Origin of the sequence: Actinoalloteichus caeruleus DSM 43889 (genome assembly GCF_000429185.2) — a bacterium.
In the GTDB taxonomy this organism is placed as follows: Bacteria; Actinomycetota; Actinomycetes; order Mycobacteriales; family Pseudonocardiaceae; genus Actinoalloteichus_B; species Actinoalloteichus_B caeruleus.
Map to the genome: position 1 here is coordinate 3,662,259 of NZ_AUBJ02000001.1, position 21,261 is coordinate 3,683,519.

The window sequence follows — 21,261 nt, forward strand, 5'->3', positions numbered from 1 at the left end:
GCCACTTTCGCCGAAGTCCTCTCACATCATCAAGGAGCATCACATGGTTCGACCGAACCGGTGGACGGCGCCCACGTCGCGGCCCGTACGGGTGGCCGCGGTGGGCACCGCTCTCTCGTTGACTGCCCTGCTGAGCGGCTGCGGCCTGCTCGACGGGTCCAGCGGAGCGGACGAGAGCGCCGCCGAGGGCGGGGGCCAGGTTGAGAAGTCGGACATCACGATCGGTTACAACCCGATCATCGACGTGGCGCCCATCTTCTACGCCGACGAGAACGGCTACTTCGCCGACGAGGGCCTGAACGTCACCACGGAGCGCACCACCAGCGGCGCCGAGGCGATCGCCTCGCTCGCGGGGGGATCGCTCGACTTCACCTACGGCAGCCACGTCGCCTTCATGGCCGCGCAGGCCTCCGGCATCGCCGACCTCAAGATCGTCGGGGACGCGTACACCGCCCTCGAGGACAACGTGGCGATCATGACGGTGCCCGACTCCGGGGTCGAGACGCCCGAGGACCTCGCCGACGTCAGCATCGGCATCAACGCCGAACGCAGCCTCGCCGACCTGCTCTCCATCTCCGCCATGACCTCCAACGGCGTCGACGTCGCCTACGACGACGTCAACTGGCAGCAGATGGCCATGCCCGACCTGCCCACGGCCCTGGCCAACGGCGACATCAAGGCCGCCCTCCTCCCGGAACCGTTCCTGACCCAGGCCGCGATGGAGTACGGGGCGTTCAAGGTCCTGGACGCCGCGGAAGGACCGACCGCCGAGTGGCCACTGGGCGGGTACGTGGTCAGCGCGGACTTCGCGGAGGAGAACCCGAGGACCGTGGCCGCGTTCCAGCGCGCGCTGGTGCGGGCCTCCGAAGCGCTGGTGGACCAGGGCGAGCTGGAGCAGATCCTGCCCGAGGTCGCCGGCATCGAGGAGGACATCGTCTCCGTCCTGAACTTCGGCGCCTTCCCGACCACCCTGGAGGCCGAGCGCATCCAGCGGGTGGCCACCCTCATGTCGCAGTTCTCCTTCATCGAGGAGCCGATCGACGTGGAGGACATGATCGTCCCGCTCCCCGAGGACTGATCGCCGTTCACTGATCACACCACGACGGACTGACACCTCATGCGTTCAGCGCTCAGGGGCGCGATCGGCGTGGCCGGCTTCCTCCTCCTCTGGGAGGCCGCCGGGCACGCCGGGTTCGCGCCGCAGAACCTCTTCCCCCCGGTCTCGATGGTCTTCGCGCGGTTGGGAGAACTCCTGGCGACCGAGGAGTTCCTCCGCGAGATCATCGCGACCGTCCTCGCCTGGCTGATCGCCCTCGCCGTCGCCACCGGGATCGCCGTCCCCCTCGGCCTGCTGCTCGGCAGCTACCCCGCCGTCCGGCGGGCCACCAAGGTGCTGGTCGAGTTCATCCGGCCGGTGCCACCGGTGGCCCTGATCCCGCTGCTGATCGTGCTCATCGGCAACGGCCCCGAAACCAAGATCAGCCTGGCCGTCTTCGGCGCGCTCTGGCCGATCCTGTTCAACACCATCTACGCGCTCGACGAACTCGAACCGATGTACGTCGAGACCGCCCGCTCCTTCGGCCTGGGCCGAGCGGCGATCATGACCAGGGTGGCACTGCCCAACGCCCTGCCCTTCATCTTCACCGGAGTCCGCATCTCCGCGTCCATCGCCCTGATCCTGGTGATCAGCGTCGAACTCCGAGGCGGCGGCACCGCCGGCATCGGGTACTGGATGCTCGGCGTCAGCCAGGGCATCCGGCAGATGGACCTGGTGCTCGCCGGCACGCTGGTCGCCGGGGTCATCGGTCTGCTCAGCAACTACGGGCTCGAATGGCTGCAACGGCGGCTCTTCGGCTGGAACGAGATCGCCCAGGAGGCCCGATGAGCGAGCAACCGCGACGCCGGGCCCTCGGCTTCCTCGAACGCTGGCTCGTGTTCGCCGGCGCGGTGGTCGTGTGGGAGATCGTCACCCGCATCTCCGACAGCGTCTTCTTCCCACCCCCGTCGAAGATCGTCCAGTTCTGCGCCGAGCTGTGGTTCGTGGCCGAGCCCACCCAGCTCTTCCTCGCCGACACCGTCTACGAGGACATCCTGCCCAGCCTCGCCAGGGCGCTGGGCGGCTGGTTGATCACCGCGGTGGTGGGCATCTCGCTCGGGCTCGCGCTCGGCCGGTCCAGGATCGCCTACGAGTACCTGAACCCGCTGGTGACGTTCCTGCGGTCCGTACCGCCCCCGGCGCTGATCCCCGTGTTCATGGTCGCCTTCGGCATCGGCGCCCAGATGCAGATCGCCACCATCGTCTTCGGCGCGCTGTGGCCGGTCCTGCTCAACAGCGTGGACGGCGCCCGGTCCGTCGACCGGGTCAAGACCGACACCGCGCGGTCCTTCCGGATCTCCCGGACCGAGTGGATCAGGATGGTCGTCTTCCCGGCGGCCCTGCCCAAGATCTTCGCCGGGCTGCGGACCAGCCTGGCCATCTCGCTGATCCTCATGGTGATGTCCGAGCTCGTCTCGTCCAACCACGGCATCGGCTACCGCATCCAGCTGTCGCAGAACACCTTCTCCTTCGACACGATGTGGGCCTGGTTGGTGCTGCTCGGGGCGCTCGGCTACCTGCTCAACAACGCGCTGCTCGCGCTGGAGCGGCGGATGCTCGGCTGGCAACCCAAGCGTGAGGCCGCCCCCGCGACGGCCAAGGCAGGAGGATGACGATGACGACCATGCTGGAGGTCTCCGACCTCGGCCACACCTACGGATCGGGTGACACGGCCTACACGGCGATCTCCGACCTGTCCTTCACCGTGGAGACCGGGGAGCTGACCTGCATCGTCGGCCCGTCCGGCTGCGGGAAGTCCACCCTCCTGCGGGCCATCGCCGGCCTGCACACCCCCACCGGCGGGACCGTCCGGCTCAAGGGCGAGACCGTCGCCGGGGTGCCGGAGGACCTGGCCGTGGTGTTCCAGGACTACAGCCGCTCGCTCTTCCCCTGGCTCACCGTGCGGGACAACGTCGAGTTCCCCCTGCGCTCACGCGGGGTGTCCGCCGACGACCGGGCCAGCCGGGCCGCCGAGGCCCTGGAGTGGGTGGGCCTCGGCAAGGCCGGCAAGAAGTACCCCTGGCAGCTGTCGGGTGGGATGCAGCAGCGGGTGTCGATCGCGCGGGCGCTGGCCTGCCGGCCCTCCCTGCTGCTGATGGACGAACCGTTCGCCTCCGTGGACGCCCAGACCCGCTTCGAGCTGGAGGACCTGCTGCTGCGGGTCCGGCGTGAGCTGAACGCCACGGTGCTCCTGGTCACCCACGACATCGACGAGAGCGTGTACCTGGGAGACCGGGTGCTGGTGCTGTCCAAGCCCCCCGCGACGGTGGTGGCCGAGCTGCCCGTCGACCTGCCCCCGGTGCGGGACCAGATCACCACCCGCGAGTCCGACGCGTTCGTCTCCCTCCGGAGCGAGGTGGCCCGGCTGCTGCACGGCAAGGAGCCGGCCACGCGCTCCGCGCCCCAGGTGACCTCGGAGGCAGCCGGGACGGGCGACCAGGGCGTCCACGTCGCCGATGGTGGGACCCCGAAGGGCCAGCGGACCGTGACGGCCCCGAAGAACCGCCGCAACGGCGCCGGCGGCAAGGGCCGCAAGAAGCACATGAAGACCAAGAAGAAGCGCGGCGTCACCGTCCAGCGACCGCGCTGAACCCGTCGTCGGCCCGAACGGGGCGTCCCGGCACCGCCGGGGCGCCCCGTTCCGCGTCCTCCCCGAGCGCGCGACCCGGTCACCCCTCGCCACGTCCCGCCCACCGGCCCGCGCCCTCACCCGGCCCGAGCACCCCTCCGCCGGTGGGACACTGGTGGACGGCCCAGCCAGCGGAAGGAGCGCTGAATCCGTGACCGATGGTCCACTGATCGTCCAGTCCGACAAGACGCTGCTGCTCGAGGTCGACCACGAGCAGGCGCAGGAGGCCAGACTGGCGATCGCGCCGTTCGCCGAACTCGAACGTGCCCCCGAGCACGTGCACACCTACCGGATCACCCCGCTCGCGCTGTGGAACGCCAGGGCGGCGGGACACGACGCCGAGCAGGTGGTCGACGTCCTGGTCCGCTTCTCGCGGTACCCGGTCCCGCAGCCGCTGCTGGTCGACGTCGTCGACACGATGGGCCGGTTCGGCCGGCTCCAGCTCACGAACAGCCCGGTGCACGGGCTGGTGCTGGTCTCCTTCGACCGCGCCGTGCTGGAGGAGGTGCGGCGGAACAAGAAGATCGCGCCGATGCTCGGTGCCCGCATCGACGACGACACCGTCGTGGTGCACCCGAGTGAGCGCGGCCGGCTCAAGCAGGTGCTGCTCGGTGTCGGGTGGCCGGCGGAGGACCTCGCCGGCTACGTCAACGGGGAGGCGCATCCCATCACTCTGGAGGAGGACGGCTGGGAGCTGCGCGACTACCAGCGGCAGGCCGCGGACGCCTTCTGGGCGGGCGGCTCGGGCGTGGTGGTGTTGCCGTGCGGGGCTGGCAAGACCCTGGTCGGAGCGGCCGCGATGGACCGGGCGAAGTCGACCACCCTCATCCTCGTCACCAACACGGTCGCCGGGAGGCAGTGGAAGCGTGAACTGATCGCCCGCACCTCCCTGACCGAGGAGGAGATCGGCGAGTACTCGGGGGAACGCAAGGAGATCCGACCGGTCACCATCGCCACGTACCAGGTGATCACCCGGAGGAGCAAGGGCGAGTACCGGCACCTGGAGCTGTTCGACTCCCGGGACTGGGGCCTGATCGTCTACGACGAGGTGCACCTGCTGCCGGCTCCGGTGTTCCGGATGACCGCTGACCTCCAGTCCCGCCGTCGCCTCGGACTGACCGCCACCCTGGTCCGCGAGGACGGGCGGGAGGGCGACGTGTTCTCCCTGATCGGACCGAAGCGCTACGACGCGCCGTGGAAGGACATCGAGTCGCAGGGCTGGATCGCGCCGGCGGACTGCACCGAGGTGCGGGTGACGTTGACCGAGTCGGAACGGTTGACCTACGCGACGGCGGAGGCCGAGGAGCGGTACCGGGTGTGCTCCACCGCCGCCACCAAGATCCCGGTGGTCAGGGCGATCCTCGACCGGCACGGCACCGAGCCCGCCCTGGTGATCGGCGCCTACCTCGACCAGCTGGAGGAACTGGGAGCCGCCCTGGACGCCCCCGTCATCCAGGGCGCGACCAAGAACAAGGAGCGGGAGGCGTTGTTCGACGCCTTCCGTCGTGGCGAGTTGCGCACGCTGGTGGTGTCCAAGGTCGCCAACTTCTCCATCGACCTGCCCGAGGCGAGCATCGCGGTGCAGGTGTCGGGGACCTTCGGGTCGAGGCAGGAGGAGGCGCAACGCCTCGGCCGGGTGATGCGACCGAAGGGTGACGGGCGGCAGGCGCACTTCTACTCCGTGGTCAGCCGGGACACCCTGGACACCGACTACGCGGCGCACCGGCAGCGGTTCCTCGCCGAACAGGGCTACGCCTACCGGATCGTGGACGCCGACGACCTGCTCGGCCCGGCGCTGCCGGAGGTGGGGTGACGACCGGCGGCACGGCCGTCCGCGTTCCTGGTGCCGTCGACGACCTGCTGGCCAGGGTCTACGCCATCCCGATGCGGACCCGGTTCCGGGACATCACGGTCCGCGAGGGCGTCCTGCTGCGCGGCCCCGCCGGTTGGGGCGAGTTCTCCCCCTTCCGGGAATACGGGGACGAGGAGTGCGTCCCGTGGCTGCTCAGCGCGGTCGAGGCGGCCACCTCGGGGTGGCCGGGGCCGCTGCGCGAGCGGGTGCCCGTCAACTGCACGGTTCCGGTGGTGCCCCCGGCGGAGGCGCACCGGCTGGTCCGGGCCTCCGGGTGCCGGACGGCGAAGGTCAAGGTCGCCGACCCCCGGTCGTCCCTCGCCGAGGACGCGGACCGGCTGGCGGCGGTGCGCGACGCCCTGGGGCCGGCGGGAGCGATCAGGGTGGACGCCAACGCCGCCTGGGAGGTCGACGCGGCCGTCGGGGCCATCGCCGTCCTCGACCGCGCGGCCGGCGGCCTGGAGTACGTGGAACAGCCGTGCCGCACCGTCTCGGAGCTCGCCGAGGTGCGCGGTCGGGTCGTGGAGCGGGGGGTGCGGATCGCGGCGGACGAGTCGATCCGCCGGGCGGCCGACCCGCTCGCGGTGGCGGTGGCCGGTGCCGCCGACGTGGCGGTGCTCAAGGTCGCCCCGCTGGGCGGGGTGCGGGCGGCGCTCGCGGTGGCGGAGGCCTGCGGACTGCCCTGCGTGGTGTCCTCCGCCCTGGAGAGCGGCGTTGGCCTGTCCGCCGGGGTCGCGCTGGCTGGCGCGCTCCCCGAGCTGGACTTCGCCTGCGGGCTCGGCACCGGCTCCCTGCTGACCTCGGACGTCACCTCGGACGGCCCCGTCCCGGCCGGCGGGTGGCTGCCGGTGCCCCGCGCTTCCCCGGAGGTGGGACCAGCGGACGCCGGGTTCCCCTGGGCCGACGCGTCCACGGCGCGGTGGTGGGTCGACCGGCTCGGCCGCGTCGCCGCGCTGGCCGAGGAGTCCCGGCGACGCTGATCGCGGCGGGCAGCCGACGCACCCCCGCCCGCCGAGGGCGCGGCGGGCGGGGGCACCGGCTCAGCGCAGCCGGTACGCGTCAGGCAGGGTCTCCGTGTACGTCACGCCCCCGTCGCTGGCCGTGGTGCGCAGGGCGACCACGCCCGATCCGGGATTCCGGAGGCTGACCAGCCATTCGGGGCCGTCTGCCTCGACCAGGGCCGCCGACCAGGTCTCCCCGCCGTCCGCCGAGTACTCGACGGACGGCGTTCCGACCGTGCCCTCCCCGTCCGACCCCTCCTGCCGGTGGACGCCGAGGCCGAAGGTGAACTCGGCGCCGGCCGGTGCGGCGTTCTCCAGGTCGAGCGGGATCCGGTAGGCGAACCCGAGGAGCGGGAGCGGCGTGGTGTCCCCGGTGCGCGCGCTGGGGAAGGTCCACTCGCTCCGCACCTCGGTGCCCACCGCGATCCCGGGGAGGTCCCGCGTGGCGCTGACCGCCAGCCGGTACTCCCGTTCCTCCGGGTCGAGCAGGAAGGTGCCCATCCCGGGGAAGTCGTTGCGGCCCACCTGGGTGCCGGCCGAACTCAGGACGGTCTCCCCCGTGTAGTCGTTCGGGAAGACCATCCCCCGGGCGCCGGTGTCCTGGCCCTGGAGCATCGGGAGGTTCACCCGGAGGCTGTCCCCGGTCCTCGCCACGAAGGGCACCTCCCGTCCGGTGAACGGGTCGGTACCGACTCCGGTCAGGCGAGGACCGAACGGGCCGCGCAGCAGGTCGAGCGCGTACGAGCCGCCCGGCTGGTAGTCCTCGGTGCCGGTGATGTGGACCCCGACCGGATCCATGATGTCGGTGCTGACCGAGTACTCGAAGGACCACGGCCCCGGGGTGACGAAGGCGCGCTGTTCGGTGCCCGCCGGCACGGTGGCCTCCGCGCCGAACACGAGGTCGCCCCGCTCGTGGATGGCCACCACGCTCGTGCGGTGCTCCGCGTCCCGCACGGAGTGCGCCCGCAGCGCCAGTTCGACGAGATCGTCCGGGGTGTAGGACCACTCGTGGCCGTCGGGCAGCCCGCCCCGCACCTCGTCGTGCAGCAGGTAGGCGGCGGCCGACGCGTCACGCGGGGTGAGGGTCGCCTCGTCCGCTCCGGCGGCGATGCGCTCCCGGATCTGGAACAGTTCCACGCCGTACCCGCCCAGCACCGGGATGTCCCAGGTCGACCCGGGTTCGGGGTAGCCGGTGGTCCACACCGCGCTCGCCCCGGCGGCGACGAGTTCCCCGATGCGTTCCGCGAGCGCGTCGTACCCGGCGTCCGGCAGGTCCAGCACCGCGACCGCCCCGTCGACGTCCGGGAGCTCGGCGCCGTCCCCCACGTCCACGAGCGGGGCGCTCAGCGGCTCCTGGAGCTCGCCGAGGCCGAAGATCTGCGGCTGGAGTTCGAGGGCGTCCTCGTCTCCCACGGAGAACAACAGCTCAGGGCTGCCGAAGTGGGCGGTGTGGAACAGCGCGAGGCCGTCGGCCGGCCCGCTGGGCAGGACGTGCTCGCGGCCGTTGGTCGACCAGCTCATCAGCACGGAGTCGCCATCGGCCACGGCCTCCGAGATGATCCCGGTCTCGGCGAACATCCCGCCGAGGGGACGAGCGGCGGGGTCCTCGACCCGGACCCGGACGTCCGAGGCGGCGGTGCCGTCGAACCGGATGACCTCGTCCCGCGTGCCGACGCTCACCTCCCGCATGCCGAACACCCGGTCCCAGTAGGCCCCCGCCCCACCGCCCGGCGGGGTGTAGAGGTCGAGGGCAAGGGTCAGCACCCGGTAGTCACCGGGTGGGAGGGCCACCGCCTCATCCTGGTACGTCGCCCACGCCTCCCCGGTGGTGCGGCTCTGGACGAGGTTCAGGCTGAGGGCGGCCGGCTGGCCCGAGTACGCGGTCGCCTCGACGCGGAGCGAGCTGGTCTCCGGCGTGACCTCCGCGCCCAGCGCGACCCGGACCAGCACGTCCCCGTCGCCCTCGGCGACCAGGGCCGCGCTGGCCAGGGTCCCGCCCGGACCCGCTGCCGCGTGGTCCACGGTCACCTCGACGGGCACCTCGCCGCCGGCCGGCACGGTCACCGAGTCGGAGGAGAGCCCGAACATCCCGGCTGGCGGCTCGCCACCCACGCCGACGATGTCCAGCTCCAGGTCGACCGGCCCAGCACCACCGTTGCGCAGGACGACGGTCTCCGCCGCCGGGGTCCGCTCCTCGTCGACCGGCCACTCGACCGAGCCGAAGGACACCGCACCCGGTTCGGCGTGGACCCGCTGTCCGCTGGCCCTGGCCAGGTCGAGCCGTCCGGCCCCCTGCCCGTAGACGGTGGTCCCCCCGATCTCCCGAGCCGTGCTGACCAGGGCGGCCTTCAGCTCAGCCGCGTCCCACTCCGGGTGCGCCTGGGCCAGCACCGCCGCCGCCCCCGCGACGTGCGGGGCGGCCATCGACGTGCCCGACATGGCCACGTGGTGCTCGTCGAGGCCGTCCAACCCACCGGTACCGGCGGCTCTGGCCGCGCCGATCGACTCACCTGGCGCGCTGATCTCCGGCTTGACGGCGGCGTCCCCGACGCGCGGGCCCCTGCTGGAGAAGTCGGCGAGCTCGTCGCTCTTCGTGCTCGCGCCCACGGTCAACGCGGCGTCCGCGCTGCCGGGAGAGGCGACGGCCCGGTCCTGCCCGAAGTTGCCCGCGGCCACCACGAAGAGGGCACCGGTCTCCTCGGTGAGCTGGTTGATGGCCTGGGCGAGGGGATCGGTGCCGTCGGACGGCCCACCTCCGAGGCTGAGGTTGACGACCCGGGCGCCCGAGTCGACTGCCCAGCGCATCCCGGCGAGGATCGCGTCCTCGGGGCAGCCGTAGTCGTCGCAGACCGTCCCGTGCAGCAGGTCCGCGTCCGGCGCGACGCCCCGGTAGGCGCCGTCCGAGGCCGCTCCCGACCCGGCGATGGTGGCGGCGACGTGAGTTCCGTGCCCCACACCGTCGCCGGGAGGGGCATCCGGGTCGACGAAGTTCTCCGCCCCCGCCACGTTGCCCACCAGGTCGGGGTGCTCCGGGTCGTACCCGGTGTCGAGGACGGCCACGGTGACGCCTTCCCCGGTGTGCCCGGCCTCCCAGGCGGTCGCAGCGCCCACGTGCGCGACGCTGTCGACGAGGGTGGGCCGGAGCCGCTGGTTCAGCCAGAGCTTCTGCCCACCGGAGGCGTGGGCGAACTCGGTGGCGCCGGGGTCCGGGTCGCGGATCTCCTCCCAGAACGCGGCCGCGTCCTCCTTGGGGGCCGTGAGCGCGCTGACGTCCAGGCCGGGCACCGTCCTCGTCACGGCGACCCCGGCGCCCTCCCCCGGCTCCGCGAAGGTCCCGACCACGTCCGCGCCCGTGGCGAGCAGGGAGAGGTCGGGAGACCTGAGGTCGTCGAAGCCCTGGTCGACGAGGAGGGAGACGTTGAACAGCCGTTCGTCGATCCGGTCCGCCGCGACGAGGGGGAGCGCGTCGAGCGGGTAGACGTACTCCTGACCGTCGAGCCGCACCCGGGTGTACCCGACGTCCGACCGGCCCTCGGCCATCCGGACCCCGGTGACCGCGAGCGCACCGTCGTCGTCACGGCGCACGAAGACCTGGTCGCCGGTGACCAGGGTCACCCGAGCGGGGACGTCGTCCCTCGGGCTCCCGGTCGCAGGCGGGTCGGCGGCCGCCGCCGCTCGGTCCGGTGACGCCGCCGCCGTGGCCGGCCCCAACGCGGCGCCGAGCAGGCACAGGGCGGCCAGGGTGGCGATCCTCGATCTTGGTAAGCCCATGAGCTCACTTCCTGGTTGACTTCTGGTGTCCTCATCAACACAGGCCGTGCGGTGTGGGGGTTGCGCGCGTGGCCGATGTCGGCCACGCGCGGGGCGGTGGCACCGGGGGAGCCGCCGCTCTCCGGCCTGGGGCGGCCCCGGCACCAGGTTCGGGGGCTGTGCCGCCGGGGGCCGGGGGCTCAGCCGGCGTAGCGGGTGAGGCCGTGCTCGGCCCCTCCCCGGCTGAGGACGACCTCCTCGGTCCGCGCCAGCGCCTCGGCCCGACCGGGGGCCTCGATGTCGGCGGTGGTGAGATCCACCAGGCGGATCGGTGGGCCGAGTTCGACCAGCGTCGGCACGTACTCCGCGACGGTGACCGCCCAGTCGCCCGCCTCGTCCCGCTCGAAGGTGAAGCGCGCGGCCACGCCCTCCTCGGTGATGCCGCGCGGCTCCGCGTGCCTGGCCACGTGGTTGCCGAGCCCGTAGGTGACCCACTTGCCGTTGATCCGCTCGAACGGCTGCACGGAGTGGGCGTGGTGACCGATGATCAGGTCGATCGCGTCGTCGGCCAGCAACAGCTCGGCGAGGTCCTGTTGTTCCTGGGTCGGCTCGTGCACGTACTCCACACCCCAGTGCAGGCTGGCGACCACGACCTCGGCGCCGGCCTCCCTGGCTCGGCGGGCCCCGGCGAGGATCTCCTCCGGGTCGAGCGTGTTGGACATCCAGGGCTTGCCCTCGGGGAGGGGCACTCCGTTGAAGCTGAAGGTGTGGGAGATGTGCGCGACTCGCGCGCCGTTCACCTCGCGGACGAGCGGGGTGAGGGCCTCCTCCTCGGTCCTGGCGGCTCCCGCCTGGCCGAGCCCGGCGTCATCCAGGGCTTCCAGGGTGCGGATGACCCCCTCCTCGCCCTGGTCGACCGTGTGGTTGGAGGCGGTGGTGCAGACGTCGTAGCCGGTGGCGGCGAGTCCCGTGACGACCTCCGGTGGCGCGCTGAACCTGGGCCAGCCGAGGAACGGGCCCTCGGCGGGCGCGATCGGCACCTCCAGGTGGCACAGTGCCACGTCGGCGTCCTCCACTAGGGGAGCGACCCCGGCGAACAGGGGCCGGAAGTCCCGCTCCCCCTCGCCCGTCTCCGCGGCGTCCAGCTCCGCCTGCTCGGTCAACGCCGGGTGGACGAGGACGTCGCCGGTGGCCACCAACACGAACGTGTCGTCGGGTGCCTGGGCCGCTCCGGCCCCGGCGGCGTCCAGCTCGGGAGGCCGGGCCACCACCGGTGAACCCCCGGTGCAACCGGCCGCGAGCAGGGACAGGGCAAGTGCCAGCGTCGGCACCCGGTAGCGCATCTCGGTCCTCCAGCCGACACCCACACGGCAGGTGGCCCCAGTCGGGCCACCAGCGGTCACGCCCTGAAGGCGAGAACCGGCATCACCAACCGTACGGGTGTCCCTCGGACAGCGCTTACAAATACTCTAGGTAGCCTCATCTCCCGGTGATCGATTTTTTTGTACGCTGAAACCACCCATACGGCCTAACCGACTGGCGCCAACCCGTCGCCCGCAACCGAGGGTGACCAGCGAGGTGAACCCGATGCCGGCGACGCGCAGCTTCTACTTCTACCGACGGGTGGCCGGCACCGACGCTGTCTACGGGGCGTGCACGAACCAGATCGAGTTGAGCGAGGACAGGAACCGCCTGCATCTCCGGCTCGCCTCCACGGCGAAGTTCGCGGTCACCCTGGAGTGGCGCGGCCTCTTCCACCTGATCGAGGCGCTCAGCACGGAGATGCGCTTCGGAGTGGCGTGCCGGCACGAGACCGAGGGGCCGGTCACCCTCGTCGTCGAACCCGACGGGAACGACATGACGCTGTCGCTGCGCATCGAGGGCAGCCCCATCACCGTCGCCTTCACCCCCCGCCAGACCACCGAGCTGATCAGTCACCTGCGAACGGGCCTTCGGCACATCGAGGCGACGAGACCGGGCCGTCTGCTCTGAGGACCCCCTCAGGCGTCGAGGAGCACCCGGATCGGGGTTCGACGCCCAGCACCGCCCTGCCCCGGCTGACAAGTGGGCGTTGGCCAGCAGCTCCGCGAACTGGGCGGAGAACCCGTGGCCGGAGATCGACGCGCCACCCAGGGCACCGGAGGGGTTGTGGTTGTCGCGCGGGTTGTCGGCGTGGGGTGCGGTGGCCGGCGGGTGCTCGGCGTGGTCGTGCGCGGACCTTGACCTGGTCGTCGGACCCGGCCGAGGAATTCCAGTTCGCCCGCCATGTTCCACCGGGGAACGGACGCCTCGCTCCCCGACAGGGCGGGGCACCCCGCTCGACCTCGCCCGGTGCCGACCTCACGCCATGACGGACGGCCCCCCACCAGGCGGTTCCCCGGATCCGCCTCGGACGGGGTCAAGGGGCGGGATCGGGGCCATCCCCGATGGATCGGCGACGCGCCCCGGCCAGAGTGGTGGCATGGCTGACGGGAACTTCACCAGCAGGATCCGACGCCGGTTCCGCAGGAGCACCACTGACCGGATGCTCGGCGGGGTCTGCGGCGGGATCTCCGACCTGACCGGCGTCGACACCCCCCTGGTACGGGTGGGTTTCCTGGTGCTCACGCTGGCGAGCTTCGGTATCGCCGTCGTGCTCTACCTGGGCTGTTGCCTCCTCGTGCCGGAGCGGGGCACCGACTGACGACCGCCGCCACCGGCACTGGGAGGACACCGGCACCACACCAGCTCGGGTCCTCCCGCCGCGAGCGGTCAGCGAGCACTCCCGTGCGCGGCCCGGTCGGCGCCCCACCCGGTCACCGCCTCCCCCGGTCCCGGAACACGGCGAAGGGGCCGGCCCGCGAGACGCGGACCGGCCCCTTGTCGACCAGCGGTCGTGGAACGGCTCAGAAGTCCATCCCGCCGGCGTCGGGAGCGGCCGGGGCCTTCTCCTTCTCCGGCTTGTCGGCCACGACGGCCTCCGTGGTCAGGAACAGACCGGCGATGGAGGCGGCGTTCTGCAGCGCGGAACGGGTCACCTTCACCGGGTCGGTGATACCGGCCTCGACGAGGTCCTTGTAGGAGCCGCTGGCGGCGTCCAGACCCTCGCCGGCCTTCAGGCCCTTGACCTTCTCGACCACGACGCCGCCCTCGAGACCGGCGTTCACCGCGATCTGCTTGAGGGGGGCCTCGACGGCGACCTTGACGATGTTGGCGCCGGTGGCCTCGTCGGCGTCCAGCACCAGGTCCGCGAAGGCGGCCTCGGCGGCCTGCAGCAGGGCCACGCCACCACCGGCGACGATGCCCTCCTCCACGGCGGCCTTGGCGTTGCGCACCGCGTCCTCGATGCGGTGCTTGCGCTCCTTCAGCTCGACCTCGGTGGCCGCGCCGACCTTGATGACCGCGACGCCGCCGGCGAGCTTGGCCAGCCGCTCCTGCAGCTTCTCCCGGTCGTAGTCGGAGTCGCTGCGGTCGATCTCGCTGCGGATCTGGCTGACGCGACCGGCGATCTGCTCGGTGTCACCGGAGCCCTCGACGATGGTCGTCTCGTCCTTGGTGACGACGACCTTGCGGGCCTGGCCGAGCAGGGACAGGTCGGCGTTCTCCAGCTTGAGGCCCACGTCCTCGCTGATGACCTGGCCACCGGTGAGGATGGCGATGTCCTGGAGGATCGCCTTGCGGCGGTCGCCGAAGCCGGGGGCCTTGACCGCGACCGACTTGAAGGTGCCGCGGATCTTGTTGACGACCAGGGTGGCCAGCGCCTCGCCCTCGACGTCCTCACAGATGATCAGCAGCGGCTTGCCGGCCTGCATGACCTTCTCCAGCAGCGGGAGCAGGTCCTTGACGTTGGAGATCTTCGAACCGAACAGGAGGATGTACGGGTCCTCCAGGACCGCCTCCTGGCGGTCGGTGTCGGTCACGAAGTAACCCGAGATGTAGCCCTTGTCGAAGCGCATGCCCTCGGTGAGCTCCAGCTCGAGGCCGAAGGCGTTGCTCTCCTCGACGGTGATGACGCCTTCCTTGCCCACCTTGTCGAGGGCCTCGGCGATCAGCTCACCGATGCTGGAGTCGGCGGCGGAGATGCCGGCGGTGGCGGCGATCTGCTCCTTGGTCTCGACCTCCTTGGCGGCCTTCAGGAGCTGCTCGGCCACGGCGTCGACGGCCTTCTCGATGCCGCGCTTCAGGCTCAGCGGGCTCGCGCCGGCGGCAACGTTGCGCAGACCCTCGCGCACCAGGGCCTGAGCCAGCACGGTCGCGGTCGTGGTGCCGTCACCCGCGACGTCGTCCGTCTTCTTGGCTACCTCTTTGACGAGCTCGGCGCCGATCTTCTCCCACGGGTCCTCGAGCTCGATCTCCTTGGCGATCGAGACACCGTCGTTCGTGATCGTGGGGGCGCCCCACTTCTTCTCCAGGACGACGTTGCGACCCTTCGGGCCGAGCGTCACCTTGACAGCATCGGCGAGGGTGTTCATACCACGCTCGAGACCGCGGCGCGCGTCCTCGTCGAACGCAATCAACTTGGCCATTGCGGTGTTGTCCTCCGGCGATTGGGCGCTGCGGGAACGTGGGTACCCACAGCAGGACACGTAATGGGCCAGGCTCGGTGCCCGCGACGGACGACTGACCGGTCTGCCCCTCCATGCGGGGCCCCTTGCCAGCCTCACCGTCCCGGCCTTGGCACTCACCAGTAGCGAGTGCCAGTTCCGTGTTTAGCACTCTGCGGCGATGAGTGCAAGCGACAACGAGAGGGCGCGCCACACGCCCGCGAGGACACCCCCGCCGTGACCAGGCACGACCCGGAACGAGGCCGGCGGGAACCCTCGGGATTTCTCGTGCCGGCGCCCTCGGGGGCTGGAGGGTGTCAGGAGTTGACGATGACGACGACCAGCACGACGACCGCGACCAACGCCGCCAAGGCCATCAGCGGCAACACCCAACGGTTGCCACCCCCACCGCTGGAGGCGAACGACGACGCGGACTGCGCCGGCGAGGGCGGCCGCAAGCGCATGGGCTCGGCGAGACCAGCGGGGCTCTGACGGGGCAGACCGGTGGGGCTGGACGGCGGCCCCGTCGGCACCCCAGGGCGCGCCCAGCCAGCGGCCGGCGTGCCCGGTCCTGGCACGGTCTCGCGGCCCACCGGCGGAGCGGGGTGGTCGGGCTGGGCGACGCCCGCCAGCGCCGTCCTCGCGGCGGCCACGAGTTCCCGGCAGTTCGCGTACCGCTGTCCGGGGACCTTGGCCATCCCCCGGCGCAGGACCTCGTCGATGGCCGGCGGGAGGGCGACGACCGAGCTGACGGCGGGAACCTCGCGACCCAGGTGACCCTCGATCACCTGCGGGACCTGCCCCCGGTACGGCGGGCGCCCGGTCAGGCAGGCGAAGAGCACGCACGCCAACGAGTAGGCGTCCGTCCTCGGGTCGACCGGTTCCCCGCGCAGGTGCTCGGGGGCGGCGTAGGTCGGCGATCCGAGGAAGTCCCCGCCCTGGGTGCGGTGGCCGGTCGCGCCGCGCCGGGTGAGCCCGAAGTCGGCGAGGTAGACGTGCTCCTCACTGGACTCCTTGCTGGTGACGAGCACGTTCGCCGGCTTGATGTCCAGGTGCACCAGACCCCGGTCGTGCAGCATGTCCAGCGCCTCGGCGACCTGCCCGAGCAGGGCGAGCGCTCGCTGCGGTGCCAGCGGACCGTCCTTGATGAGCGTCGCCATGTCGGCCCCGTCGACCAGCCGCATCGCGATGAAGAGGAGGCCGTCCACCTCACCGAAGTCGTACAGCGGCACGACGTTGGGGTGGTCGATCGCCGAGGTGTTCCGCGCCTCGTCGACGAAGCGTTCGCGGAACTCCGCGTCCCCGGACAGGTGCTCCGCGATCACCTTGAGCGCCACCTTGCGGCCGAGGCGCTCGTCCGTGGCGCGGTACATGACGCTCATGCCACCTCGGCCGAGCACACCGTTGATCCGGTAGTGCCCCAATCGGCTTCCGGTGAGGTCCTCCGACACGACTCGCAGCCTAACGCTCGGTGATACCCGTTCACAGGCGCTTCACCGATCCCGCGGCCACCGGGCGCGGAAAGAGACGACGGGAACCACCTGCTCCTCAGGTCCTCACGGTACGGGCAACCCGCGTCTGGGTGAGCACGCGGGCCGGCCCCACGACGTCGAGGAGCAGCCCCGCGCCGGTCCGCACCGACTGCTCCCCCAGTTGGTCGAGCGCGCGGAGCCGCACCCTGGTGTCGTCCCGGTACCCGAGCACGTGCCCCGCGTTGAGCGTGATCACCTCCCCCGCCTTGAGGTTCACCACGTCCAGGCTGCCGTGGCAGGACAGGACGAGCGGGCCGTGCCCGCCGGCGTGCGTGAGGAACCCCTCGTCCGAGCCGAGCAGGGAGCGCAGGCCAGGCCAGTCCCGGTCGAAGACCACCGTGCCGGCGACGGCGAGCCAGGACCGGGCCCGAACGCACCACCCGGAACGCCCGTCCAGTTCCACGATGTAGAGGTCCCCGGCCTGGTTGGGCGCCACGTCCACCCACCCACCGGGGGGCGGAGCGGTGAAACCGGTGGCCTGGGTGCCGCCACCGCGCAACCCCCGTCCCGGGCCCCGACCGGTGGCGACCCGGCGCGACTCCACGGCCACGCCGAAGCTGGTCGCCATCATGGTTCCCACCTCCGCCAGGGCCTGCTCACCACCGCCGAGCACCAGCCGCGCCACCCCGTACCCCGGGGTGTGACGTGTCACGACCTGCACTGGTAGTCCTCCGTCCCTCGTACCCACCGCGTCGGAACCGGCCTCGGGTGGCCGCGCGCCCCGGGCGCGGACGATTCTGTGGCCCGCGTGAGCCCGGGCGAGTCGCGGGGCCGGTCCCACCGCCACGCAGGGCACCATGATCGGGTGGCCCAGGACAACAGGACACCTCCGCTGGTACCAGTCGAGGAACACCAGGAGCACGTCGCGAGCCTGCTGAGACCCACCGAGGTCACCAGGTCCCCGCTGGAGGAGTGCGCGGGACTCGCGATGGCGCGGGACCTGGTCGCCTCCATCCCGCTGCCCCCCTTCCGGAACTCCGCCATGGACGGCTACGCCGTCCGGTCCGTCGACGTCGCGGGAGCCTCACCGGACCGCCCCGTGCGACTGCCGGTGACCGCCGACCTGCCGGCCGGCGCGCCGGAGGTGCTGCCGTTGGCAGTGGGCAGCGCCCAACGGATCATGACCGGGGCCCCGCTCCCGCTGGGCGCGGACTGCGTCGTCCCGGTCGAACACACCGACGGCGGGACCCGCGAGGTCGCGATCGGTCTCGCGCCCGAGGAAGGCCGCCACGTCCGGCGGGCGGGGGAGGACGTCCCGGCCGGCACCACGGTGCTGCGCCGGGGGAGCGAGCTGGGGCCGGCCCAGCTCGGCCTGGCCTCCGCGCTGGGCTTCGCGGAGCTCCCGGTGCGCCGTCGTCCCCGCGTCGTGGTCCTCTCGACCGGCTCCGAACTCGTCGAGCCCGGCGAGCCGCTCGGCCTCGGGCAGATCTACGAGTCGAACGCCGTCATGCTCGTCACCGCCGTCCGGGAGGCCGGTGGCCACGCCACGGCGGTCCGGTTCGTACCCGACGACGTGGGCGCCCTCCACGAGGCGGTGCGGCCGCACCTGGCCGATGCCGACCTCCTGCTCACCACCGGCGGGGTCAGCGCGGGAGCCTACGAGGTCGTCAAGGACGCGCTCGCCGGTGAGGGGGTCACCTTCACCAAGGTCGCGATGCAACCGGGCATGCCGCAGGGCAGTGGTCGCTACCGGGGCGTCCCCGTGGTGGCGTTGCCGGGGAACCCGGTCTCGGCGCTGGTGTCGTTCGAGGTCTTCGTGCGGCCGGCCCTCCGACGGGCGGCCGGGTTCGACGTGACCGACCGGCCCCGGTCCCGAGCGGTGCTCGAGGGCGCCGCCCTGTCCTCCCCCTCGGGCAAGCGGCAGTACCGCCGCGGCAGCTACCACCTGGAGACCGGAGCCGTCCGGGTGGTGGGAGCCGCCGGATCGCACCTGCTGTCCGCCCTGGCCGAGTCCAACTGCCTCGTGGAGATCGCGCCGGAGGTGACGGTGGTGGAGCCGGACACCCCAGTGGAGGTGCTCCTGCTCGGGGGGCCGAGCCGCACCGGTGGTGGACCCGGCGAGAACTGACGGGGTACCCGCGGCGAGGCGAGGTCGCCCCCCCTCCGCCGGGGCTAGGGTTGGTCGGATGGGCCTGTTGTCATGGATCGTGTTCGGAGCCATCGTCGGCTGGGCCGCCAACCTGGTGGTCGGGGGCCGGGAACGGGAACGCCAGGGTTGCCTGGTGAGCATCCTGGTCGGCGTCGTCGGCGCGGCCCTGGGCGGCCTCGTCTGGCGGTTGGTCACCGGGGAGGACCGGGCCTTCGCCTTCGACCTCCCCAGCATGGGTGTCGCGGCGGTGGGAGCCGTCCTGCTGCTGGTGGTCCTCCGGCTGCTGGGGACCCGCTCCCGGCGCTGACGGCCCCGGACGAGGCACCGGTCCCGGTCGTCGGCGTCAACTCGTCGACGCCCAAGTGGTCGACAAGGACGGCTTCCTCCGACGCCGCACGAGGTAACGACGATGACTCACGATTCGTGATCAACTCATTACCGGACGCTATTGATCCCCCGTGTCCTGGCTGAGTACGCTGGTCGCGCACGCAGGTCACGCCGTTCGGCGGCCAGGACACGGTGGTGGTGTCGCCAGGAACCCGCGTCGCCCCGCCGCGGCGGTGGCGGCCGGGTCGGACCGTCCGGGCCACTGGACGACGTCCCGGCCCGTCTCCACCCGGGAGCCAGGGCCTGCCGGTGGGATTCCGACACTCCCACCCCGACCGCTCGAGTTGAGTCGTTGTCTCGTCGTGGTCCCCAGGACAGGGTGGACCGTGTGCCGTCGGGGGGCGCACGGTTCGCCCTCTGGTGTTCGCGCCCGGGACCGGCCCGGGGCTCGCCAGCTCGGCGGCCCGGGACGCGCCAGCTCCGGGAGGGCCCCGGTGACCAGCCCGTCGGGTGCGGCGCTGATCCACTCCTCTCGCTCCGCCACCCCCTGGTTACGCTCGCGGTGGGCGCGTACCGTGTGCCGCGCCTCCGTGCCACCCGATCGGGTGCGATGCACGGGGACACCCTTCGACGCTTACGGACTGCCGACATGAGCACCGACACACCGCGACCCCCGCGGGGCCGTGAGAACCACAGCGAGGACACCACCCGCCTCCCGGTGGTGCCCCCAGCGACGGAGCGGCCCGAGCCGTCGGCCGAGGAGCGTCCCGGCACGCTGGCGCACTTCCTCCACCTCGCCCGGTCCGTGGTCCCGCCGATGCACCCGGCCGGACGCCCCTTCGTCGCCGCCGCCGCCGGGCTCGCCCTGGTGCTCAGGCGGTTCTCCCGCCCGCTGGGGGGCCTCGGTCTCGTCCTCACCGCCTGGTGCGCCTGGTTCTTCCGGGAACCCCGCAGGGTCACCCCCAGCCGGCCCGGGCTCGTGGTGTCCGCCGCGGACGGCACCGTCTCCCAGGTGGACACGGCGGTCCCGCCCGTCGAACTCGGCCTGCCAGCCACCCCGCTGACGAGGGTCAGCGTGTTCCTCTCCGTCTTCGACGTGCACGTGCAGCGGACCCCGGTGTCGGGAGTGGTGCGCCAGGTCGCGTACCGCCCCGGCAAGTTCCTCTCCGCCGACCTCGACAAGGCCAGCGACGACAACGAGCGGAACTCCCTGGTGCTGGAGACCGAGGACGGCCACCGCGTCGTCGCGGTCCAGATCGCGGGCATGGTGGCCAGGCGCATCGTGTGCGAGGTGGCCGCCGACCAGCGGGTCGCGGCGGGCGACACCTACGGCCTGATCCGGTTCGGTTCGCGGGTGGACCTCTACCTGCCGGCGGGAAGCCGCGTGCTCGTGGAGCCGGGACAGCGCACCGTCGGCGCCGAAACCGTCATCGCGGAACTCCCGGAGCCCTCCTCGGCCGCAGCGGGGGGCTGAGCGCATGGCACGGGTAGCGCCCGGCATCGGACTGGTGCCCAACGCGGTGACCGTGCTGGCGCTGTGCGCCGGGCTCTCATCGGTGATGTTCGCGCTCGACGGGCGCTTCGCCGCGGCCGTCGCCGCCGTCGCGACCGCCGCGCTGCTGGACGGACTGGACGGCCGCCTCGCCCGCCTGTTGGACGCCACCAGCAGGATGGGGGCCGAGCTCGACTCGTTGGCCGACGCCGTCTCCTTCGGCGTCGCTCCCGCCCTGGTGGTCTTCATCTGGTCGCTGCACGGCAGCCAATGGGGATGGGTCGTCTGCCTCCTCTTCGCCGTGTGCGCGGTGCTCCGGCTCGCCCGGTTCAACGTGCTGATGGAGGACACGAAGAGCCCGCCGTTCGGCAAGGAGTTCTTCGTCGGGGTTCCCGCGCCCGCCGGCGCGCTGACGGCGCTCTTCCCCCTGGTCATCTCCCTCAAGTCCGGCGAGGGCTGGTGGTCGTCCCAGCTGGTGGTGGCGCTGTGGGTGATCGCGATCGGCGGACTGCTGATCAGCCGGGTCCCGACCCTGTCGTTCAAGACGCTGAAGGTGCCGGCCAAGGCGATCGCACCGCTGTTGATGTTGGTGGGGCTGCTCGCGGCGGCCGTGATCACCTACCCCCTGCTGGTCCTGGCGACCTTCATCGTGCTCTACCTCGCGCACGTGCCCTTCGCCGTTCGCCGGTACCGCTGGCTCAGCAGGCACCCGGAAGCGTGGGACGTACCGGCCGGGGAACGGCGCGCCATCCGGCGGAGCACCAGCAGGCTGCGGTTGCGGCGTCCTCGACTGCGCCCCAGGGTGGCCGGTGACGCCGTCCGGGCGGAGAGCGGCGGGTCCGGACCGGTGGGCGCCCGCCGGTCCTGGCGTCGACTCGGGCTCCGCCGACGTTCCTGAACACCCGACCCCCGGGCCCCTCGGATCCCCCGGGTTCCGTGGTGGGTACGGTCCGGCGCCGCGCCGGCACGT

17 protein-coding genes are annotated in these 21,261 nt (G+C 72.2%); 12 read left to right on the plus strand and 5 right to left on the minus strand.

The window, feature by feature from the left end:
- Positions 1-43: 43 nt before the first annotated feature.
- The 6 genes from G443_RS14250 (at position 44) to G443_RS14275 (ending at position 6,557) form a co-directional block, all read left to right on the plus strand.
- Complete coding sequence (locus G443_RS14250; RefSeq protein WP_026417534.1) at positions 44-1,078, plus strand: ABC transporter substrate-binding protein; 1,035 nt, start codon at positions 44-46, stop codon at positions 1,076-1,078.
- Between the two features lie 39 nt (positions 1,079-1,117).
- The gene (locus G443_RS14255) at positions 1,118-1,885 is read left to right on the plus strand and encodes an ABC transporter permease (RefSeq protein WP_026417535.1); all 768 of its coding nucleotides are present in this window, start codon (positions 1,118-1,120) and stop codon (positions 1,883-1,885) included.
- Entirely contained in the window at positions 1,882-2,709 is an 828-nt protein-coding gene (locus G443_RS14260) for an ABC transporter permease (RefSeq protein WP_026417536.1), read from the plus strand. The genes G443_RS14255 and G443_RS14260 overlap by 4 nt, the downstream gene beginning before the upstream one ends.
- 2 nt (positions 2,710-2,711) lie before the next feature.
- On the plus strand, positions 2,712-3,686 hold the full coding sequence (locus G443_RS14265) for an ABC transporter ATP-binding protein (RefSeq protein WP_030105170.1): 975 nt from the start codon (positions 2,712-2,714) through the stop codon (positions 3,684-3,686).
- A 190-nt stretch (positions 3,687-3,876) separates the two neighbouring features.
- Positions 3,877-5,538 carry a DNA repair helicase XPB gene (locus tag G443_RS14270; protein WP_026417537.1) on the plus strand — a complete coding sequence of 554 codons (1,662 nt, stop codon included), beginning with the start codon at positions 3,877-3,879 and terminating at the stop codon, positions 5,536-5,538.
- Positions 5,535-6,557, plus strand: coding sequence for an o-succinylbenzoate synthase (locus G443_RS14275; RefSeq protein ID WP_081715222.1), 1,023 nt, complete (start codon positions 5,535-5,537; stop codon positions 6,555-6,557). The genes G443_RS14270 and G443_RS14275 overlap by 4 nt, the downstream gene beginning before the upstream one ends.
- A 60-nt stretch (positions 6,558-6,617) precedes the next feature.
- On the opposite strand, the gene G443_RS14280 is transcribed toward G443_RS14275, so the two are convergent.
- Both G443_RS14280 and G443_RS14285 read right to left on the minus strand, forming a co-directional pair.
- The gene (locus G443_RS14280; RefSeq protein ID WP_026417539.1) at positions 6,618-10,349 is read right to left on the minus strand and encodes a S8 family serine peptidase; all 3,732 of its coding nucleotides are present in this window, start codon (positions 10,347-10,349) and stop codon (positions 6,618-6,620) included.
- A 179-nt stretch (positions 10,350-10,528) separates the two neighbouring features.
- Positions 10,529-11,671 carry a CapA family protein gene (locus G443_RS14285; RefSeq protein WP_026417540.1) on the minus strand — a complete coding sequence of 381 codons (1,143 nt, stop codon included), beginning with the start codon at positions 11,669-11,671 and terminating at the stop codon, positions 10,529-10,531.
- A 244-nt stretch (positions 11,672-11,915) separates the two neighbouring features.
- On the opposite strand from G443_RS14285, the gene G443_RS14290 reads away from it, so the two are divergent.
- Together G443_RS14290 and G443_RS14295 are read left to right on the plus strand one after the other, a co-directional pair.
- Positions 11,916-12,320, plus strand: a complete 405-nt coding sequence (locus G443_RS14290; RefSeq protein ID WP_026417541.1) for a hypothetical protein — start codon at positions 11,916-11,918, stop codon at positions 12,318-12,320.
- 469 nt (positions 12,321-12,789) lie between these two features.
- Positions 12,790-13,011: a PspC domain-containing protein gene (locus G443_RS14295; protein ID WP_026417542.1), complete on the plus strand. Its 222-nt coding sequence runs from the start codon at positions 12,790-12,792 to the stop codon at positions 13,009-13,011.
- Between the two features lie 202 nt (positions 13,012-13,213).
- Here the strand turns inward: G443_RS14295 and groL are convergent, their stop codons facing one another.
- The 3 genes from groL to G443_RS14310 form a co-directional block, all read right to left on the minus strand.
- Entirely contained in the window at positions 13,214-14,833 is a 1,620-nt protein-coding gene (gene groL, locus G443_RS14300) for a chaperonin GroEL (RefSeq protein WP_026417543.1), read from the minus strand.
- 335 nt (positions 14,834-15,168) lie between these two features.
- The gene (locus tag G443_RS14305) at positions 15,169-16,302 is read right to left on the minus strand and encodes a serine/threonine-protein kinase (RefSeq protein ID WP_030105163.1); all 1,134 of its coding nucleotides are present in this window, start codon (positions 16,300-16,302) and stop codon (positions 15,169-15,171) included.
- A gap of 97 nt (positions 16,303-16,399) precedes the next feature.
- Positions 16,400-17,044 carry an AIM24 family protein gene (locus G443_RS14310; protein WP_026417544.1) on the minus strand — a complete coding sequence of 215 codons (645 nt, stop codon included), beginning with the start codon at positions 17,042-17,044 and terminating at the stop codon, positions 16,400-16,402.
- 144 nt (positions 17,045-17,188) lie between these two features.
- Here G443_RS14310 and moeA point away from each other — a divergent pair, with 144 nt between their 5' ends.
- The 4 genes from moeA to pssA all read left to right on the plus strand — a co-directional run bounded on the left by moeA (position 17,189) and on the right by pssA (position 21,189).
- On the plus strand, positions 17,189-18,451 hold the full coding sequence (gene moeA / locus G443_RS14315) for a molybdopterin molybdotransferase MoeA (RefSeq protein ID WP_026417545.1): 1,263 nt from the start codon (positions 17,189-17,191) through the stop codon (positions 18,449-18,451).
- 58 nt (positions 18,452-18,509) lie between these two features.
- Complete coding sequence (locus G443_RS14320; RefSeq protein WP_026417546.1) at positions 18,510-18,779, plus strand: GlsB/YeaQ/YmgE family stress response membrane protein; 270 nt, start codon at positions 18,510-18,512, stop codon at positions 18,777-18,779.
- 669 nt (positions 18,780-19,448) lie between these two features.
- Positions 19,449-20,273 (plus strand): phosphatidylserine decarboxylase, encoded by an 825-nt coding sequence (locus G443_RS14325; protein ID WP_103055799.1) that lies wholly within the window; start codon positions 19,449-19,451, stop codon positions 20,271-20,273.
- Positions 20,274-20,277: 4 nt separating this feature from the next.
- Positions 20,278-21,189 (plus strand): CDP-diacylglycerol--serine O-phosphatidyltransferase, encoded by a 912-nt coding sequence (pssA, locus tag G443_RS14330; protein ID WP_026417548.1) that lies wholly within the window; start codon positions 20,278-20,280, stop codon positions 21,187-21,189.
- Positions 21,190-21,261: the final 72 nt, after the last annotated feature.

Coding starts and splice junctions, on each gene's coding strand:
- G443_RS14250 (WP_026417534.1), top strand. CDS start 44: ATGGTTCGACCGAACCGGTGGACGGCGCCCACGTCGCGGCCCGTACGG.
- G443_RS14255 (WP_026417535.1), top strand. CDS start 1,118: ATGCGTTCAGCGCTCAGGGGCGCGATCGGCGTGGCCGGCTTCCTCCTC.
- G443_RS14260 (WP_026417536.1), top strand. CDS start 1,882: ATGAGCGAGCAACCGCGACGCCGGGCCCTCGGCTTCCTCGAACGCTGG.
- G443_RS14265 (WP_030105170.1), top strand. CDS start 2,712: ATGACGACCATGCTGGAGGTCTCCGACCTCGGCCACACCTACGGATCG.
- G443_RS14280 (WP_026417539.1), bottom strand. CDS start 10,349: ATGGGCTTACCAAGATCGAGGATCGCCACCCTGGCCGCCCTGTGCCTG.
- G443_RS14285 (WP_026417540.1), bottom strand. CDS start 11,671: ATGCGCTACCGGGTGCCGACGCTGGCACTTGCCCTGTCCCTGCTCGCG.
- G443_RS14290 (WP_026417541.1), top strand. CDS start 11,916: ATGCCGGCGACGCGCAGCTTCTACTTCTACCGACGGGTGGCCGGCACC.
- G443_RS14295 (WP_026417542.1), top strand. CDS start 12,790: ATGGCTGACGGGAACTTCACCAGCAGGATCCGACGCCGGTTCCGCAGG.
- groL (WP_026417543.1), bottom strand. CDS start 14,833: ATGGCCAAGTTGATTGCGTTCGACGAGGACGCGCGCCGCGGTCTCGAG.
- G443_RS14320 (WP_026417546.1), top strand. CDS start 18,510: ATGGGCCTGTTGTCATGGATCGTGTTCGGAGCCATCGTCGGCTGGGCC.
- G443_RS14325 (WP_103055799.1), top strand. CDS start 19,449: ATGAGCACCGACACACCGCGACCCCCGCGGGGCCGTGAGAACCACAGC.
- pssA (WP_026417548.1), top strand. CDS start 20,278: ATGGCACGGGTAGCGCCCGGCATCGGACTGGTGCCCAACGCGGTGACC.